The sequence below is a fragment of the Dyella sp. genome (assembly GCF_035486915.1).
Classification (GTDB): Bacteria; Pseudomonadota; Gammaproteobacteria; order Xanthomonadales; family Rhodanobacteraceae; genus Dyella_B.
Window position 1 is genome coordinate 1 of the sequence record NZ_DATHMR010000006.1, and the last position, 18,171, is coordinate 18,171.

Genomic DNA, 18,171 nt, shown 5'->3' on the forward strand with positions numbered 1-18,171 from the left:
AGTGCGCGCATTGCGCGCAAGGGGTCCCCTTATGCGGTGAGTGAGAGGGGGACGAGAAGGCCCGCAGGGGAATTGGCATGGATGCCGATTCCTTTTCGTCAGGGCAGGAAGCCCTGTCGAAAAGCCCGGCTCCCTCTCACGCCTCGGAGGGCGCCGCCCGGAGAGCACCGAATATGGGGTGCCCTTTCTTTGGGTTACTTTTCTTTGGGCAAGCAAAGAAAAGTGACTCGGCCGCCGGCAGGCGGACGAAACGCCCGCCGCGCAGGCGAGCAACCTGACGGCAACGCATAAATGAAAACCGAAGTCACTGGATGACCAGCTTCGCTGTTGCAAAACGCCTCCAGCTTTAGCTGGAATGACGAGCGTTGGAGATTGCGAGGGGCGAGTATTTGGAGACTGAGTCGCTGATTCAGCTAGCCCAGATCGGCGATAAACAAATCAGCGAATAAACAACCGACTCAGTGCGCGCGCTGCTCAGAGAACGAATAAACCTGATCCGCCCACTGCGTAGCCTCAAAATACGCCCCCGCCATCTTGCGAATACTCTGCGGCGGCAACTGATTAGCACGCATGTCCCCCGACTCCCAGGCATAAATCTGCCCAAGAATCGGCGCAAACGGACCACGCTCCTCCACCAGCGCCTCGCGAATCTCCGGCGCCAGCGGCAGATGGCTCAACACGAATTCCATCGGTGCGCACAACAACGTATCGAGCAGCGAAAGCAGACCGGCCATGAACGCCATATCCTGCTGCTCGGTCGACATACCCTGCGCCAACTTCTCGCACATATGCGCGCGAATCAGCGCAGCGCGCAGAAGTTCCGGCGGACGATCGTCCATGCCGCTCAGCGTCATTGTGTGAATCCAGTTGCGCATGCGCGCAAGACCGAAAAAGATCGCGGCCTGCTGGATGGATTTGAGCTGACGAGGAAGTGCGAAGTAGGCGGAGTTCACACAACCGAGCAATTTGTAACTCAGCACCGCATCGTCGCGAATGATTTCACCCAGCTCCACCGGGCCTGCGCTGCTTTCCTGCAAGGCTTTCATCAAACGCAACAGGCTCAGGCGGTTGGGCGTAAGCACCGGTACTTCGATCTGCTGCGGTACCAGCAGATAACGCCCCTGAATCGCCTGGAACGGCAGGTTCTTGCAACGCGCGTACGTAAGGTGATCGTCGACGTTGCCGGCAATAACGCTCAGGCCGCGGTCGTAGAGTTGATTGCAACGGCTTTCCAGCGTTGCGGCATCCAGTGTCTTGGCGTCGATGCGCACATAGCGCGCAAGACGCAACAGCGGTTCGAGCGGGCCATGCGGTTCGCTCGATGCCGGATCGATCGATCCCAGATCCAGCATCATCGGGCAGTTGCGCAACGCCAGTTGCTGAAGGCGCTGCACGAGTGCGACGTCGCGAACCTGGAACGGGTCCATGATCACGCCAAGACGCGGCGTGTGCGCAAGGATATCGGTCTGCTCAAGCAGCAAAGAACGCGACAGGCGCATGAACGCGCGATTGCCGCGAACCAGACGCGTGATCGCACCATCGGTAATACCGGAAACAATGCCGCCGAGCAGCGTGGTGTCGGCATCGGTACCCGCGCCCTGGCGATAGAACACCAGTTCGTAGGCGAAAAGTTCTTCGTCGCGATCCAGCATCGGGCTGCGCACGACCGGCAGCAGCATGTCGCTCAGCGTCGTCGGTGCATTCAAAGGAGCGGTAGTCGTCGCGGGTGCTGTCATCGTCATGGACCGGTTCCGTGCGGGTCTTGCGTTACCGTGTGCGGGAAAGCGCACCCACGCACGAGGGGATTGCGATACAGACTTTTAAACTTGTGCCAGCGGAACCGAGCGATGTGTACTGTGAACCGCACCGTTTTGACCGTACGTACCGACTTGCGAATCGTTGCCCGTCAGCACGGATAGCGCGCGTCGCACTTGCGTCAATCGGTGATTGACCAGAGCGCCATTGCGCTGATTCTTGTCGCGGCAAACGGCGAGTGACTTGAGTAGATCGCGCCAGATGGAATCGGTTTGCTGCGCCGCTTCACTGCTCGTGTTGCTCAAATGCAACCGTTCGACGTCCAACTGCTCGAGCCTGCGCAACAACATCTGCTTGGCCTCGCCCGAACGATTGAGCGCTTTGGCGTCGGCGCATTCGAGTGCTTCGCGCTCTTCGTCCAGGATGTTGATGAGCTGCGTGGCAGTCGCGCTCATTTCATCCAGGACAGTGCGCAAAGCGGCACCGAGTTCGGCCTGCAGATTCGGACTCATGTCATCACGTGCCGCTGATCTGGCTTTCCATGGAGGTCAGTTTGTCGGCAATGGCGTTAGGGTCCACCTTGTAGGTGCCCGCAGCCAGCGACTGCTTGATAGCTTCGACCTTGGCAGTGTCGACCGGGCTGTCCGCGCTGCTGGCTTGCTGCAGGGCGCGGGCGGAATCGGTCAACTTCACGCTGTCGTTGGACTGCGTGGCAGCCGTGTTCGACGCAGACGTGGTTGCGTTGGTCTGATTGGCGTTGCTGTCCGCGTTCGTTGTGGCGAGCGGAAGCTGCGGCAATCCATTTGGCGAAATTGTGTTGTTCATAGTGCTTAGGATTCCCGTGTGCGGATGAGTCCTGAAAGGGATATCGGCTTTCCTGGAGGAAACTTTAGTGCCGACGATCACATTCTGTACGTTTCGTGGAAAGTGTTAAGGGAGGGCCTGAACCTCGCCGGCTCCCAGCACTATGCCATTGATTATCTTGCCTGAAGTGTCGTTGCGGACACGCAGGTGCGAACCGGTATCCCCGCCGTCCAGGGCCATGGCGGCGGTGCGGACCTCGATGCCATCCACCTGGGCGATCAATGCGACCTCCTCGCCGGAGTGGACGGTTTCCCGCCCGGTCAGGTCGCCCGGTTCCAGCACCACCCCTGCGATTAGCGGATGGGCCACGGCGTGGCCGGTGATCTGGTCGACGCTTTCCACATAGCCGTAACCCATGCGCGTAATGTCGCGCTCTTCGACGTGCACATCGGCCGGGCCGATCATGTCGCCGCGTGCCAGCGGCCGGCTGGTAACCAGCACCTGACGGAACACCTGCATCTGCACCGGAACCTGGATCGACCAACCGGGTGCGCCGGTGCAACTGACTGCCACCGCGACACGCGAGGGTGTTCCCTGGCGATTCGGCAAGTGCGTTTGCAAAGGTTTCGAACATGCAGCGAGCCGAAGACGCTCGCTGAGTTTCGTCGGCACGATCACCACCCGGCTTCCCGCATCGGAATATTGCGCACGCACTGCCTGTTCGGCAGCAGCGCGCAATTGATCCGGCGTGGTGCTGTCTGCCGCAAACGCGCTCGTGGCCGACGCCACGAGTGCCAATAGCAGGGCGGTGGTCGTCACACGATTCATGGCAAGTCGTCGGCGAGCATCGCTGCGAGTTGGTTGTTGATGGTTTCGCGCTCGCTTTCCAGCTTGCCGGACAACTGGGTTGCCAGATCGAATTCGCCGTTGTTGAGCAATTCGACAAAGGCGCTGCCGTGTTCCTGCAAACGCGCCGCCGATTCGCGCAACGGCGTCGATGAAGGATGATTGATGTGACGCGCGATCAGGCGATCGAGGCTGCGTTGCAGCACATCTGTATCGAACCAGCGCCGATCGAGTGCGGTCGGTTCCTGCAAGGCCAGTTCGATGCTTTGGCGAAGGCCCAGCACCGATTCGCGTACCGTAAGGCTCAGGCTCGCAATATCGTTACCGCTTTCGCCTTCCAGCCAGCTCAGGCACAAGCGATGCGCCAAGGCAGCAGCGCGCCCCAGTGCTTCGCCGTGGCGGCGTGCTTCGTAAGCGCGGCGTTGCAATGCGCCGAGCGTTGCCTTCATCGTTGTCGCGCGAACGTGCAAACCATCCTGCGATTCGCGCAGGGAGCGCAGACGATCGCTGGCGTTCTGCAACGCTTCGCCACCTTGCTGCATGGTGCGTTCGGTATCGCCGATACCGGTTTGCGCACGTTCCAGACGCTGCAAGCCTTGCTGCACGTTACCGCTCATGTGCAGCGAGAAGGCACCGATGGCGCTGGTGACGGTTTCAATTTCCGCCGTGGCTTGCGTGGTTTTCTCGGCGAGCTGCTTCACTTCGTCCGCCACCACCGCAAAACCGCGGCCTGCTTCGCCCGCGCGCGCCGCTTCGATCGCAGCGTTTAAGGCGACAAGATTAGTTTGATGCGCAATGTCCTGCACGCTGGTCGTCAGTGCGCGGATCTGCGCAATCTGTTCGGTCAGCTGACTCTGATTCTGATGCATGGACGACAGCGCGCTGCGCAACAGACGCAGCTGGCCATTCAGTTCGCTCACGCTGGCGGCGCTCTGGGTGCCGGCCTTGGTCGCCTGGTCGATTCCGCCTTGCGCCTGCTGCAGGATTGTCGACATCCCGGCGCTGTTGTCCGTCAACTGGCCGACACCGTCGCGGCTCTCGCCAATCGATTGTTCCAGCCCGCTTTGTTCACGATGAAGCGCCTGCGCATGCGTCAGCACCAGGCTTTGCTGTTCCAGCGACTGCATGGCAACGGCCGCGGGCGCACGGGGCTCCAGGCGTGCGAGCAGGGGCGCCAACAGCTTGGCGACCTCCGGATACCGGCGGCTCAGCGAAGCCAACTCGGCGTTGTTCCCGGCGAGGGCGGCTTGGGTCAAGGCGGCCACGTGCTGGCTGCGGATCAGACTCATAGGCGAAGCGGTTCCATTCGTTGATTCCCTGAAATCGTCGGGAAGCGTCGGAACTTGAGGAAGCAAGGCGTGTGCCATGGTCTGTCGAGCTCCACCACGCTGCACCGTCATTCCAGCTTTCGCTGGAATGACGAGCACAAAAGGCGGATACCTCAAGTCATGGGGTAGGACGCCGATACTGAAAGAACGATTGTCAGGCACGAGGACCCTCATGACAGGCACGGCATTACTGGACAGCGTGGAAAGCCACACACGGCTGGCCGGCCATAACCGTGTTGCCATGCTCCTGTTCCGGCTGGGCGAAAAGCAACTCTTCGGCATCAACGTCTTCAAGGTGCGCGAAGTCCTGCGCAAGCCGCCGCTGGAGCGGCTTCCCGGCATGCACGACCTGATGGCCGGCAGCTTCGATTACCGCGGCAAAACCATTCCGGTCATCGATCTGGCTGCCGCGATGGGTTATCCGCCGCAAGCCAACGCCGATTCGGCCCACCTGCTGGTAACCGAATTCAGCTGCTCGGTGCAGGGTTTCCTGGTCGCCGATTTCCAGCGCATCGCCCACTTCACGGGTGAGACGCTGGAGGCGCCGTCCAGCGCATTGGGCTTCGGCGGTCGCGTCAGCGCCGTCAGCCGTATCGACGGTCAGCTGATGGCGGTGGTCGATGTGGAACAGATCCTCGCCAATATCGAAGGCAGCGCCAAAGAAGTCTCCCACCATATTCAGCAACAGGCCGAACACCAGCATCTATCGCTCATGCGCGTGATGGTGGTGGACGATTCGGTCATCGCGCGCCAGCGCATCACGGGCCTGTTCGAGCAGATGCAGGTGGAATGCGTCGTCTGCCAGGACGGCCGCGAAGCGCTGGAAAAGCTCCAGAACATGCTCGAGACCGGCGAACAGATGGTCTCGCTGGTGGTATCGGATATCGAAATGCCGCGTATGGACGGCTATGCGTTGACGCGCGCGATCCGCGAAACGCCTGCGCTGCGCAAGCTCAAGGTGCTGTTGCACAGCTCTTTAAGTGGTGTGTTCAACGAAGCCCTGGTACGCGACGTCGGCGCGGATCGCTTCATCGCGAAATTTCAGCCCGATCTTTTGGCGAAAACGGTGATGGAGTTGATGGCGCCGTCAACAAATTGACGGGCGATTCGGCGGCATACCGCCGTCGGGAATCCGTCCTTGCCGCGTCGGTATAACGTCGCGGCAAACCACGCTGCACGCGCATGTGCGGCGTCAAATGGCCCTGCCATGCGGTTTTCATCGCGTGGCATACAACTTGCTCATGACCCACTGCAAGCATTCAACGTTGCGGGGAATTCATCATGGGTATCGGCATCATTGGTTCAGCACTTGAGGATGTTTTCGGACTGAGCAGCAAGGCTCTCGGCCTTTGGCAGCAGCGTTCGGAAACCATCGCGTCCAACATCGCCAACGCAGACACGCCCAACTATAAGGCGCGTGATGTCGATTTTCGCGATGCCCTGCAGAAGGCGAGTGGCGAGTCGTCCGATCTCCAACTCGCGGCACCCAGCGAAGGACAGATCGATTCCAGCACCACCACGTCGACCGACGATCTGAAGTATCGCGTGCCGACGCAGCCCAGCATGGACGGCAACACCGTCGATGCACAAGCCGAGCAATCCGCATTCGCCAGCAACATGGTGCATTACCAGGCGAGCTTGAGCTTCATCAATAGTTCGATTCAGACGCTGCGCCTGGCCATCAACGGCGGAGGGCAAAGCTGATGTCATTGATGAAGATCTTCGACACGGCCGGTTCGGGCATGTCCGCCGAATCGATGCGGCTCAATACCGTCGCCAGCAATCTGGCCAACGCCGACAGCGTCAGCAGCAGTCCCGACGCCGCATACAAGGCGAAGGAACTGATGTTCGCGCCGACGCAGGATAACGACGGCGGTTTCGGCACGCAGAACACGAACAGCGTGAACAACGGCGTGCGCATGGTTGGCGTGACGGAAAGTCAGTCGCCGGTGGAGTCGCATTACGAGCCGGGTAATCCCATGGCGGACGAGAACGGCTACGTCTACGGCAGCAACGTCAATCCGATCGATGAGCTGGTGAACATGATTTCCGCATCACGTTCGTATCAGAACAACGTCGAAGTCATGAACACCACCAAGCAGTTGATGATCAAGACCATCGATCTTGGCAGCTAATCCGGAGTCTTTTTATGTCAGCAGTGGGTAGCAGCACCAGCAGTCCTTCCACCACCGGGCTCAGCCTGACCGGCAGCACGGTCACCAGCGCACCCTCGTCGGGTGCGACCATGACCCAGTCGGATTTCTTGCAACTGCTCACCACGCAGCTGCAGGACCAGGACCCGACGCAACCGATGGACAACTCGCAGATGGCCGCGGAACTCGCACAGTTCGCGACCTTGTCGACCGATCAGAACATCGACAGCACGCTCAATACCATGAGCAGCAACATGACCAGCAACGCGCAGACGTCGCAGGTACTCAGCGCTTCAAACCTGGTTGGCAAGCAAGTGCTGGTGCCCTCGAGCACGCTCGATTACACCGGCAGTGCGGTGAATGGCGCCGTCAATGTTTCCACGGCAGGCGATGTCGTAGTCAACATCACCGACAGCAGCGGCAACCTCGTCAACTCTATCGATCTGGGCGACCAGCAACAGGGCTTGGCGCAATTCAGCTGGAACGGCACGGACAGCAACGGCAACGCAGTCGCCAACGGCGTTTACAACATTTCGGCCAACAACGGTGGCGGCAGCGCCGCGTTGAACACCTATGCCTCCGGTGCAGTGACGGGTGTGGGCTATGGCGGCACCAGCACCGGTACCTATGTGCAAGTGGCGGGCGTCGGCGGCGTGCCGCTGAGTCAAGTGGCACAGATCAACTGACGTCGGCGACATCGACCGACATCGCACTACTGAGGAATAAAGCATGGCTCTCAATCAAGCACTCAGCGGCATTAATGCAGCCGAAGACCAACTGAACGTCATTTCCAACAACATCGCCAACGCAGGCACGGTCGGCTTCAAGGGATCGACCGCGCAGTTTGCCGAAGTGTATGCCGTCACCGGCCTCAACCTCAGCTCATCGACCGTCGGTAGCGGTGCCGAGCTGACGGACGTCGAGCAGCAGTTCACACAGGGCGACCTGGAAACCACCAACGGCAGCTTGGACATGGCGGTCAGCGGTAACGGCTTCTTCGTCGTCAACAATGGCAGCGGCAATCAGTACACCCGCGACGGCGCGTTCCAGGAAAACGCCGATGGCTTCGTGACAACCGCCAGCGGCGCGTTTTTGCAGGTCTATCCGCCGACGACGGCGGGTGGCTTCAATACCAGCACGCTCACCAATCTGCAGCTCAACACGGCACAGAGCGCCGCGACGCCGACCAGCACGATCACCGCTAGCTCGAATCTTGATGCCGAGGACACGGTGCCAGCCGATCCGTTCAGCACCACCGATACGAACAGCTACAACAACGCATCCACGTTCAGCGTCTACGACTCGCAGGGCGGTACGCATAGCGCCACGGTTTACTACGTCAAGACCGGCAACAACACCTGGAACGCCAATCTCTATATCGATGGCAACAGCGCCGGCACGGCTGCGATGACGTTCAACAGCGCCGGTGCGCTGGTGACGCCGGCCAATGGCAATCTCAGCTTCACGCCGACGCAGCCCACCAACGGCGCCACGTTCCCGACCACCATGACGATGAACGTGTCCAACACCACACAGTTCGGCACGGCGTATGCGCCGGGCGCGTTCAATCAGAACGGCTTCGCCGCGGGCGTGCTGCAGAACGTGGAGATCGGTACGGATGGCATCGTCACGGCGATCTATTCCAACAACCAGACCACGCAGCTCGGCCAGATTGCCGTCGCCAACTTTTCCAACCAGCAGGGTTTGCAGCAGGTCGGCAACAACAACTGGGTCGCGACGCAGTCCTCGGGTACGGCGGTGTTGGGCACGGCCAGCACGGGTCAATTTGGCGATATCGAACAAGGCCAGCTGGAAACCTCCAATACGTCCGACACCACCGCGCAGCTGGTGAACATGATCCAGGCACAGCAGGACTACGAAGCCAATTCGCAGATGCTGGGCACGGTCAGCTCGCTCGACCAGTCGCTGTTCTCCGCGGTCGATCGCAGCTGATAAGCCATGGACCGTTCCGTCTACATCGCCATGACCGGTGCCACGCAGACGATGCGTGCGCAGGATGCCGTCAGCCACAACCTGGCCAACGCATCCACGGTCGGTTTCAAAAGCGAGCTCAGCGCTTTTCAGAGCGTGCCCGTGCTCGGTCCCGGTGCGAACACACGCATCAATGCCGTTGCACAGGGTATCGGGCAAGACGAAACGCAAGGCGCGATCCAGCACACCGGCAGTCCGCTGGATGTCGCGGTGAACGGTCCGGGCTGGATTGCCGTGCAGGCAGCTGACGGTAGCGAAGCGTACACGCGCGCCGGCAATCTGCAGATCGATGCGGACGGCAATCTGCTCGATTCGCGCGGCAATCCGGTAATGGGCGATGGCGGTCCGATCACCATTCCCCAGAGCTCGCAAATCAGCATCGGTAAAGACGGCACGATTTCCACGGTGCCGATGGGTCAAGGTCCCGACACGATTGCAGCCGTCGGACAACTCAAGCTGGTCAATCCCGATCCCACGCAGATGTCCGAGGGATCGGATGGCCTGATGCACATGAACGACGGTAGCACTGCAGACGCCGACAGCACCGTAACGGTGACATCGGGTGCGGTGGAAGCGAGCAACGTCAATCCATCGTCCGAACTGGTGAAGATGATTTCGCTGTCTCGCCAATACGAAATGCAGGTGCGTTCGATCAAGACCGCCGAAGACGATGCCGACGACAGCGCCAAACTTCTGCAGACCACCAGCTAACGCGTCAACGAACGGAGCCAAGCCATGTTTTCTTCACTTTGGATTGCCAAGACCGGCCTCGATGCGCAGCAGACGCAGATGGACGTGATCTCCAACAACCTTGCCAACGCCAGTACCACCGGCTTCAAGGCATCGCGTGCGTCGTTCCAGGATCTGATGTACCAGAACGAAGGCCAGCCCGGCAGCCAGACCACCGAGCAGACCCAGTCGCCATCGGGCCTGTTGCTCGGCACCGGTGTAAAAGTCGTCGGCAGCGAAAAATTGTTTACGCAAGGCGCGGTCACTCAGACTGGCAACTCGCTCGATCTTGCCGTGAACGGCAACGGTTTTCTGCAGGTAAGCCTTCCCGACGGCACCGTGGCGTACACACGCGATGGTTCGCTGCACGAAGACTCCACTGGACAGCTTGTAACGGCGGATGGCTATCCGCTTGTTCCATCCATCACGCTGCCTGCGAACGTCAACAGCGTCACCATCGGTACCGATGGCACCGTCAGCGTTACCAGCAATGGCTCAACCACGCCCACGACCGTCGGCACGATGCAGCTGGCCAACTTCATCAATCCGGCCGGTCTGCAGGCAATGGGCCAGAACCTTTATCTCGAAACCGAATCCAGTGGTGCTGCACAGACCGGACAGCCCGGTATCAACGGCATGGGCACCATTGCGCAAGGCTCGCTTGAATCGTCCAACACCAATACGGTGGAAGAGATGGTCAACATGATCGAAGCCCAGCGAACCTATGAAATGAACTCCAAGTCGATCAGTGCCGTCGACGACATGTTGCAGTTCGTCATTAACAAGACTTGAGTAGTACTGTCATGGCTAAATCAACGCTGTACCTACGTGTTGCAAGCGTGTCGCTGATAGTTGCGGTGCTTGCAGGTTGCGGCAGCATCAACGCGCGTCAGAAGCAGGAAGACGCCGAGTGGGCCGCGACCGCGCCGGTCGAGCAGCAGAAAGCACCGCCGCCGGATGGGTCGATCTATCACGACATGCAGAATCTGGAGCTGTTCAACGATCCGCGCGCGCACCGTGTCGGCGACATTCTGACCATTAACCTGGTCGAAGCGATGCAGGCGAGCAAAAAATCTGAAACCACGACTGCGAAGACCGACAAGAACACGCTCAACGCGCCGGAACTGTTTGGTCACACGCTTAGCGTAAAAGGCGGCAACACCGCCGACTCCAATTTGAATTCCGCCAACAGCTTCGATGGCGCGGGCAGCAGCACGCAGAGCAATGCGCTGACCGGCGAGTTCACCGTAACGGTGGCGCAGCGCCTTTCCAACGGCAACCTGATGGTGCGTGGTGAGAAGTGGCTGACCATCAATCAGGGCCAGGAGTTGATTCGTCTTTCCGGCATCGTGCGTCCTGAAGATATCGAGCAGGACAATTCTGTCGATTCCACTCGCGTGGCCGATGCGCGCATCACGTACACCGGCCGCGGCGTACTCAACAGTGCCAATCAGCAAGGCTGGCTGGCCCGGTTCTTCAACTCCAAGTGGATGCCGTACTGATGAGCACCCACGCACACCGTACACCTCCATACCGTCATTCCAGCGAAAGCTGGGGCCGCAATGTTCCCGCTCGTCATTCCAGCGAAAGCTGGAATCCACCGTCTTTGCTTTGTGACGTAGCGCGACAGTCTCTGGATTCCAGCCTTCGCTGGAATGACGGTGAGGTAAGGATGGACGGTGAGGAACGGATGTCGGTATTGGAAAAATACGAGGTGCAGTCATGAATAAGTCTGCGCGTAGACACATCAGCATCACGGCCATTATCGCGTTGGTTGTAGCACTCTGCGGTCTCGCCCCCAACACCGCACGCGCCGACAAAATCCGCGACCTCGTGCAAGTAGCCGGCGTGCGCAGCAATCAGCTCGTCGGCTACGGCCTGGTCGTCGGTCTCGACGGCACGGGCGACCAAACCACGCAGGCACCGTTCACCACGCAAAGCCTGGAGAACATGCTCAAGCAGTTCGGCGTGTCGTTGCCGACCACCGGCACCGCGCCGCAGCTGAAAGACGTGGCTGCCGTGACCATCACGGCAAGTCTGCCGCCTTTTGCCAAACCCGGACAGGCTATCGACGTGACCGTGGCATCCATCGGTAACGCCAAGAGCTTGCGCGGTGGCGAGTTGTTGATGACGCCATTGCGCGGTGCAGACGGCAACGTGTATGCCGTTGCGCAAGGCAGTGTCGTGGTCGGCGGTGTCAGTGCATCGGGCAAAAGCGGCTCAAGCGTGCAGATCAACATCTCCGCCAGCGGCCGCATTCCCAATGGCGCCTCGGTGGAACGCGCGGTGGCATCGTCGTTCTCCAATCCGGGCGACCTGGTGTTGAATCTCAACAGCGCCGATTACACCACCGCCAGCCACATTGCCGATGCGATCAATCATCTTTACGGCGCCGGTACCGCGCGTCCGCTGGATGGCGGTTCGGTTTCCGTGCGTGGTCCTTCCGATCCCAGCCAGAAAGTGGCGTGGCTCGGCGCGATCGAATCGATGGATGTCGACCCGGGCGATGCACCCGCGCGCGTAATCGTCAATTCGCGCACGGGCACCGTCGTGATCGGTTCGGATGTGCGCGTAAGCGCTGCTGCCGTGGCGCACGGTTCGATCCAGGTCACCATCAGCGAACAACCGCAAGTCAGCCAGCCTGCACCTTTCAGCAATGGTCAGACGACCGTGGTGCCCAACAGCACCGTATCGATCAACCAGACCGGCGGTCACATGTTCAAGTTCGGTCCCGGCGCGAGTCTGGATTCCATCGTGCGCGCCGTGAATCAGGTGGGTGCGACGCCGACGGATCTGATCTCGATTCTCGAAGCACTGAAGCAAGCCGGTGCTTTGCATGCCGATCTCGTGGTGATCTGACATGGCAGATATCGGTAACGCCGCGGCGCAAAGCTTAAATACCTGGACAGATCTGTCCGGGTTCAGCGCTTTGCGTCATCAGGCCGAGACCGATCAGGGCGGCACATTGCCTGCCGTCGCCAAACAGTTCGAAGCGATGTTCACGCAAATGCTTTTGAAATCGATGCGCGATGCCAACTTCGGCGATCCGCTGTTCGAAAGTCAGGCGGGCGATGAATGGCAAGACATGTACGACCAGCAGCTTTCGCTCAATCTCTCGCAACACGGTAAAGGCTTAGGTATTGCCGAGCTGCTGGTTCATCAGCTCGGCGGTCATAACAGCGGCAATGGTGGCGATGGCAAGACCGCCGGCGTCGACCCAAGCACGACGGGTCTCGTCGATGGCTGGAAACAGCGTCTCTACCGCATCGCCGACGACGCACGCTCGGCCGGCCGCGCGGCGATGGCATCGATTCCCGCCGACGCCGAAGCCTTCGTGCGCGAACTCGCGCCGCAGGCGAGCGTCGTGGCGAAGGAACTTGGGCTGTCGTTACGTACCGTGCTGGCGCAGGCCGCACTGGAAACGCAATGGGGCAAGCACATGCCCACGCATTCGGACGGTTCCAGCAGCTTCAATCTATTTGGTATCAAGGCCGGTGGCAGCTGGGGCGGCTCGCGCGTGAACGTGCCCACGGTGGAATACGAAGGCGGGATCGCCGTGCGCAAACAGGCGCAGTTCCGCTCCTACAAATCCACCGCCGATTCCCTGGCCGACTACGCCGACCTGATCGGCAAGGACCCCCGTTACTCCCGCGCCATTGGCCGTGGCGACGACGTGCTGGGCTACGCCAAGGCTTTGATCGACGGCGGTTACGCCACCGACCCGGACTACGCGGGCAAGGTAGCGGCCATCGCCAACAGCTCCGTGATGCGCGACGCCCTGGATGCGCTTAAGAAAACCAGTTTCCTGCCGACACCGTGAGCGTACCCATGAGGATCGTGCGCACTCGGCTTTGCTATTGAGGATTGCTCCATGTCCAGCTTGCTCAACATAGGCATTTCCGGATTGAATGCCGCCCAGGTTGCGCTGGCCACGGTCAGCAACAACATCGCCAATGCCAGCACCAGCGGCTACAGCGAAGAACGCGTCGACCAGGTCGAAACCATCGGCGGCGAGAGCAATAGCCAGTACACCATCGGCAGCGGCGTCGACGTGGTCGGCGTGCAGCGCGCCTATAGCCAATACCTGACGACCGCCCTGTGGAGCAGCAACAGCAGTCTGCAGGCCGCCACCACCTCGAGCGAACTCACCAGCACGCTCAACAGCGCGTTCAGCGGCAGCGGCGATCTGCAGACCGCGCTCGACAATTTATACAGTGGCTTCAGCAGCGTCGCCAATTCACCCGGTTCCTCTTCGGTGCGGCAATCGGTGTTGGGCGATGCTTCTTCGCTCACCAGTGTCTACAACACACTCGGGCAACAGCTCAGCCAGCAGTCGACGCAGGTCAACCAGCAGATTGGCGGTACCGTCACCAGCATCAACGGTCTTACCTCGCAGATCGCCACGTTGAACCAGCAGATCCTGGCGGCGGGCAGCAATAGCAATCCCAACAGTCTGCTCGATCAGCGCGACCAACTTATTCAGCAGCTGTCCGGATTCACCGGTATTTCCACGGCGACCGACAGCAACGGTTCGATCAGCGTGTACACGAACTCGGGCGATACCCTAGTTAGTGGCGCACAGTCGTATGCATTGTCGTCGGGTCCCAATCAATACGATCCAAGCAGCACCGATGTCTTCGACTCCTCCGGCAACGACATCACCTCGCAGTTGTCGGGAGGAAGCCTGGGCGCGTTGGTCAGCTATCGCAATACCGTGTTGGAGCCTGCGCAGAACGCGCTAGGTCAATCGGCGATCGCGCTGGCGTCCAGCGTCAATGCACAGCAGGCCGATGGTCTGAATCTCAATGGCCAACAAGGTCAAGCGATTTTCAGCGTCGGCTCGCCGGACGTGCTGCCTTCCAGCAGCAATGCCGGTAACGCGAGCGTTAGCGCCTCCATCAGCAATGTCTCGCAGCTCACCACGTCCGATTACATCCTGCGTTACACCGGCTCGGGCACGGGCACCAACGGCTGGAGCCTGAGCACCACCAGCGGACAAAACGTGGCGTTGACCGCCAACTCCGATGGCACGTTGTCAGCCGACGGCCTGACCTTCAGCGTGTCGGGCACTGCGCAGACCGGCGACAGCTACGAGATCGAACCGACGCGTAACGCCGCAACGTCGTTAACGGTAAGCATGACCGATCCCAATGGCATCGCTGCCGCCGCCGCACTGACCGCAACCGCGGCGACTGCCAACACAGGTACCGCGAAGGTCGGTTCGGTAAGCGTTACCAACTCGAGCAACGCCAACCTGCTATCCGGCGCGACCGTCACCTTCGGTGCAGGCGGCGCCTACACGATTACCGACGGCGCTGGAAACACCACTACCGGCACCTATACCTCCGGCCAACCGATCACCGCCGATGGCTGGAGCCTTAACTTAAGCGGCACGCCTGCCAGCGGCGATAGCTTTACGGTTGCCGCCAACACCAATGGCCTCAACGACAACAGCAATGCGTTGGCATTGGCTGGCCTCGCCGACACCGGCGTGTTGGACGGCGGCAAAACCTCGGTGGTGAGCAGCTACAGCAACCTCACCACGCAAGTGGGCGACGCCGGCAACCAGGCCAACGCCGAACTCACGACGCAAACCAATTTGTACAACGAGGCCGCGGGCAATCAGCAGAGCCTCGCTGGCGTGAATCTCAACACCGAGGCGGCCAGCCTCGTGCAATACCAGCAGGCCTATCAGGCCTCGGCTCAGGTGATCTCGACGGCACAGCAGTTGTTCAGCAGCCTGATCACGGCGATAGAGGATGGCGCATAGTCATGATCAGCATCTCCACCAGTTGGATGTATCAGCAACAAGTCAGCACCATGCTCAGTCAGCAGGATGCGCTGTCGCAGACCGAGAACGAGGTGAGCACCGGCAATGCCATCAATGTGCCATCGGACAACCCGATCGGCGCTGCGCAGATCGTGGGTCTGAACCACATCCTGGCCGAGAACACCGAGTACACCAACAACATCACGGGCGCCAACACGCGCCTGTCCACGGAATCGAGCACGCTCAGCAGCGTCAGCAACCTGCTCAACAGCGTGAACGATCTGGGTTTGAGTTCGATCAACGGTGCGCTGTCCTCCAGCGATCTGAGCAACATCGCCACCGAGCTCACGCAATATCGCAACCAGCTGGTGCAGCTATCCAACACCACCGACGCCAACGGCAACGCCTTGTTCGCCGGTACCAGCACCACCACCACGCCCTTTGTGATGAACAGCAGCACCGGCCAGGTGAGTTACGCCGGTAACGATCAACAATCGTTTGTCTCTATCGGTCAGGGCCTGCAGGTGGCCAATGGCGATTCCGGCAGTTCGCTTTTCATGACACTGCCGGCTGGCAACGGCACGTTTGTCGCCAGCGCCGGCGCCAGCAACACGGGAACGTTGGTCGTCGGCGCCAACAGCGTGACGGATACCGCTGCGTACCAGGCTGCGACGGCATCCGGCCCATTGAACGACACGATTACCTTCGGCGCCAACGGCACTTACAGCGTGACCGATGCCGCCGGCAATCCAGTCACCGACAGCAGCGGCAATCCGATCACCGGCACGTACACCGCTGGCGGCAGCATCAGCTTCGACGGCATGTCCCTCGCCATGAGCGGCACGCCTGCCGCGGGCGATACGGTCAATGTCCAATCCGACACGGCATCGAATACACAAGACGTATTCACCACGCTCAACAACATGATCAACGCGCTGCAAAGCGGCCAAACCGGTGCAGCGCTCACCAACACCATGAACCAGCAGCTCGAATCGCTCGGCCAGGCGATGAGCAGTGTATCCAGCACGACAGTAGCCGTCGGCAGCCGCCTGGACACGTTGCAACAACAGCAGAGCAATTATTCCGATTTGAGCGTGACGTATCAAAGCGCGTTGGCCGACGTGCAAAACGTCAACATGGCGACCGCTATCAGTAACCTGTCGTTGCAATCGACGGCGTTGCAGGCATCGCAGCAAGTGTTTGCGAAAGTGCAGGGCACCAGCCTGTTCAATTACCTGCAGGGCTGACGAATAACACACACGCATAGATAAAGATAAGAAGGCCAACCATGCTTCGCCAAATCGTCAAAGACTACGAGGTGATCGATCCGATCATCGGTTCCAAGCTGCTTCCGGGTGGCGAATCGGCTTCGCCGAAGGAGTTGATCTTTCACATCATGAAAGACAACGCCGCCAACGTCGAAGTCCTCGACATCGGCTTCGGCAAGGGTGGGCTGGGCGACATGCTCAAGGCCAACCCGGCCACTGCACACTGGTCGGTAGACGGCGTGGATGGTTTCGAGGGCAGTTGCAACAACCCGGAAATGTTTGCGCGCAAGATCTACCGCAACGTGTGGTACGGCATGGCGCAAAGCATTCCTTCCGATCGCCTGGCCAAGTACGACATCATCTGTCTGCTGGACGTCATCGAGCACCTCACCGCCGAAACCGCCAAATGGCTGCTGCGCACGCTGCTCTCCAGCATGGGCGAAAATGCCTTTCTGTTCATCAGCACGCCGCTTTGGTTCTACCCGCAACACAGCCAGCAGAGCGGCGATCTGGAAGAACACCTCATCGGCGTGCCCGCTACTTCGATGATGGCGTTGATTCCGATGATGTACGCAGTAAACCACCCGCTGATTGGCGGCTTTGTACTCGGCAAGCGCAGCCTCGAATTCGTCGAATTCTTCCAGCCGACCACCGATAAGAGCTTTTCGTTTCAGCGCGGCGCGTTGCTGGCAAGTGCAATCAATTGCCAAACAGCGCCGGGCAGGTTCACAACGCTCAAGCAATAAGCGAGTGAAACGATGGACAGGGCTTCCTAGACAAGATCGCCCTGTCGTCTAGACATCCGCACTCGATCCGCAATCCAGGGCTCGTTAACTATCCGTCTTCAATCGGTCAACAGGCGATGCAACCATCGTCTGTCGACCCGGTTCGCTACGGAGCACGCTAATGACCCATGCCAAACACGTCGACCAATTGCTGGACTTGCTCTCGGCGCAAGGAAAAGAGGCGTATTTCGGCGAGCCCGTCTCCGTACTCGAACACTGTTTGCAGTGCGCGCATTTCGCCGAGCAGTCCCACGCTGGTCCAGCGATGATAACCGCCGCGTTACTGCACGATATCGGCCATGTTCTGCACGGCTTGCCCGAAGACATCGCGCAACATGGATTGGATGGCGCTCACGAAGATGTTGCAGCGGCCTATCTGGCCAGATGGTTTGGCGAAGACGTCACCGAAACAGTACGCCTGCACGTCTCTGCCAAGCGCTACCTCTGCGCAACCGATCCAACTTATATCGCTCGATTATCACCGTCTTCCATCGAAAGCCTGCACATCCAGGGCGGCCCAATGAGCGACGAAGAAGTCGCAGCATTCGAAGCGCTGCCAAATGCCAGCGTCGCCGTGCAACTCCGTCGCTGGGACGACGAAGCCAAGATTGCGGGATTGCCCGTGCCAGAACTGGCCCACTATCGACCGGTCCTTCTGCAGGCGACTCTAGCGGCAGAGTGAAGAGCGCGGTCGCCTTCGCGCCGTGACAATTCGCTTTTCGCTAAAGAATTCCAACAAAA

Annotated in this window: 19 protein-coding genes; 14 read left to right on the forward strand and 5 right to left on the reverse strand. The window is 60.0% G+C overall.

The features are described 5' to 3' along the window. Positions 1-458: 458 nt before the first annotated feature. The 5 genes from VK725_RS00535 to VK725_RS00555 form a co-directional block, all read right to left on the reverse strand. Complete coding sequence (locus VK725_RS00535; protein ID WP_325316120.1) at positions 459-1,742, reverse strand: EAL and HDOD domain-containing protein; 1,284 nt, start codon at positions 1,740-1,742, stop codon at positions 459-461. 78 nt (positions 1,743-1,820) lie between these two features. Further along, entirely contained in the window at positions 1,821-2,267 is a 447-nt protein-coding gene (locus VK725_RS00540) for a flagellar protein FlgN (RefSeq protein WP_325316121.1), read from the reverse strand. Between the two features lie 4 nt (positions 2,268-2,271). After that, the gene (gene flgM, locus VK725_RS00545) at positions 2,272-2,580 is read right to left on the reverse strand and encodes a flagellar biosynthesis anti-sigma factor FlgM (protein WP_325316122.1); all 309 of its coding nucleotides are present in this window, start codon (positions 2,578-2,580) and stop codon (positions 2,272-2,274) included. 105 nt (positions 2,581-2,685) lie between these two features. Continuing rightward, complete coding sequence (flgA, locus tag VK725_RS00550; protein ID WP_325316123.1) at positions 2,686-3,387, reverse strand: flagellar basal body P-ring formation chaperone FlgA; 702 nt, start codon at positions 3,385-3,387, stop codon at positions 2,686-2,688. Beyond that, positions 3,384-4,694, reverse strand: a complete 1,311-nt coding sequence (locus VK725_RS00555; protein ID WP_325316124.1) for a methyl-accepting chemotaxis protein — start codon at positions 4,692-4,694, stop codon at positions 3,384-3,386. Before VK725_RS00555 ends, flgA begins: the two co-directional genes overlap by 4 nt. Positions 4,695-4,905: 211 nt before the next feature. On the opposite strand from VK725_RS00555, the gene VK725_RS00560 reads away from it, so the two are divergent. The 14 genes from VK725_RS00560 to VK725_RS00625 all read left to right on the forward strand — a co-directional run bounded on the left by VK725_RS00560 (position 4,906) and on the right by VK725_RS00625 (position 18,112). Continuing rightward, entirely contained in the window at positions 4,906-5,832 is a 927-nt protein-coding gene (locus tag VK725_RS00560; protein ID WP_325316125.1) for a chemotaxis protein, read from the forward strand. Between the two features lie 182 nt (positions 5,833-6,014). Continuing rightward, positions 6,015-6,437 (forward strand): flagellar basal body rod protein FlgB, encoded by a 423-nt coding sequence (gene flgB, locus VK725_RS00565; RefSeq protein WP_325316126.1) that lies wholly within the window; start codon positions 6,015-6,017, stop codon positions 6,435-6,437. Beyond that, positions 6,437-6,868: a flagellar basal body rod protein FlgC gene (gene flgC, locus VK725_RS00570; RefSeq protein WP_325316127.1), complete on the forward strand. Its 432-nt coding sequence runs from the start codon at positions 6,437-6,439 to the stop codon at positions 6,866-6,868. Before flgB ends, flgC begins: the two co-directional genes overlap by 1 nt. A 14-nt stretch (positions 6,869-6,882) precedes the next feature. Further along, positions 6,883-7,572, forward strand: a complete 690-nt coding sequence (locus VK725_RS00575) for a flagellar hook assembly protein FlgD (protein ID WP_325316128.1) — start codon at positions 6,883-6,885, stop codon at positions 7,570-7,572. A gap of 43 nt (positions 7,573-7,615) precedes the next feature. Next, positions 7,616-8,839, forward strand: coding sequence for a flagellar hook protein FlgE (locus VK725_RS00580; protein ID WP_325316129.1), 1,224 nt, complete (start codon positions 7,616-7,618; stop codon positions 8,837-8,839). Positions 8,840-8,845: 6 nt separating this feature from the next. Further along, the gene (gene flgF, locus VK725_RS00585) at positions 8,846-9,589 is read left to right on the forward strand and encodes a flagellar basal-body rod protein FlgF (RefSeq protein ID WP_325316130.1); all 744 of its coding nucleotides are present in this window, start codon (positions 8,846-8,848) and stop codon (positions 9,587-9,589) included. A gap of 24 nt (positions 9,590-9,613) precedes the next feature. Then, a complete protein-coding gene (gene flgG / locus VK725_RS00590; protein WP_325316131.1) occupies positions 9,614-10,399 on the forward strand; it encodes a flagellar basal-body rod protein FlgG in 786 nt (261 codons plus the stop codon). 11 nt (positions 10,400-10,410) lie between these two features. Continuing rightward, positions 10,411-11,109: a flagellar basal body L-ring protein FlgH gene (gene flgH / locus VK725_RS00595; RefSeq protein ID WP_325316132.1), complete on the forward strand. Its 699-nt coding sequence runs from the start codon at positions 10,411-10,413 to the stop codon at positions 11,107-11,109. Between the two features lie 220 nt (positions 11,110-11,329). After that, complete coding sequence (locus VK725_RS00600) at positions 11,330-12,466, forward strand: flagellar basal body P-ring protein FlgI (RefSeq protein ID WP_325316133.1); 1,137 nt, start codon at positions 11,330-11,332, stop codon at positions 12,464-12,466. Position 12,467: 1 nt separating this feature from the next. Beyond that, entirely contained in the window at positions 12,468-13,427 is a 960-nt protein-coding gene (flgJ, locus tag VK725_RS00605) for a flagellar assembly peptidoglycan hydrolase FlgJ (RefSeq protein WP_325316134.1), read from the forward strand. 51 nt (positions 13,428-13,478) lie between these two features. Further along, positions 13,479-15,377, forward strand: coding sequence for a flagellar hook-associated protein FlgK (gene flgK / locus VK725_RS00610; RefSeq protein ID WP_325316135.1), 1,899 nt, complete (start codon positions 13,479-13,481; stop codon positions 15,375-15,377). A gap of 2 nt (positions 15,378-15,379) precedes the next feature. Next, positions 15,380-16,624, forward strand: a complete 1,245-nt coding sequence (flgL, locus tag VK725_RS00615) for a flagellar hook-associated protein FlgL (RefSeq protein ID WP_325316136.1) — start codon at positions 15,380-15,382, stop codon at positions 16,622-16,624. 41 nt (positions 16,625-16,665) lie between these two features. Continuing rightward, entirely contained in the window at positions 16,666-17,391 is a 726-nt protein-coding gene (locus VK725_RS00620) for a class I SAM-dependent methyltransferase (protein WP_325316137.1), read from the forward strand. Positions 17,392-17,551: 160 nt separating this feature from the next. Next, complete coding sequence (locus VK725_RS00625) at positions 17,552-18,112, forward strand: phosphonate degradation HD-domain oxygenase (RefSeq protein WP_325316138.1); 561 nt, start codon at positions 17,552-17,554, stop codon at positions 18,110-18,112. Positions 18,113-18,171 lie beyond the last annotated feature (59 nt).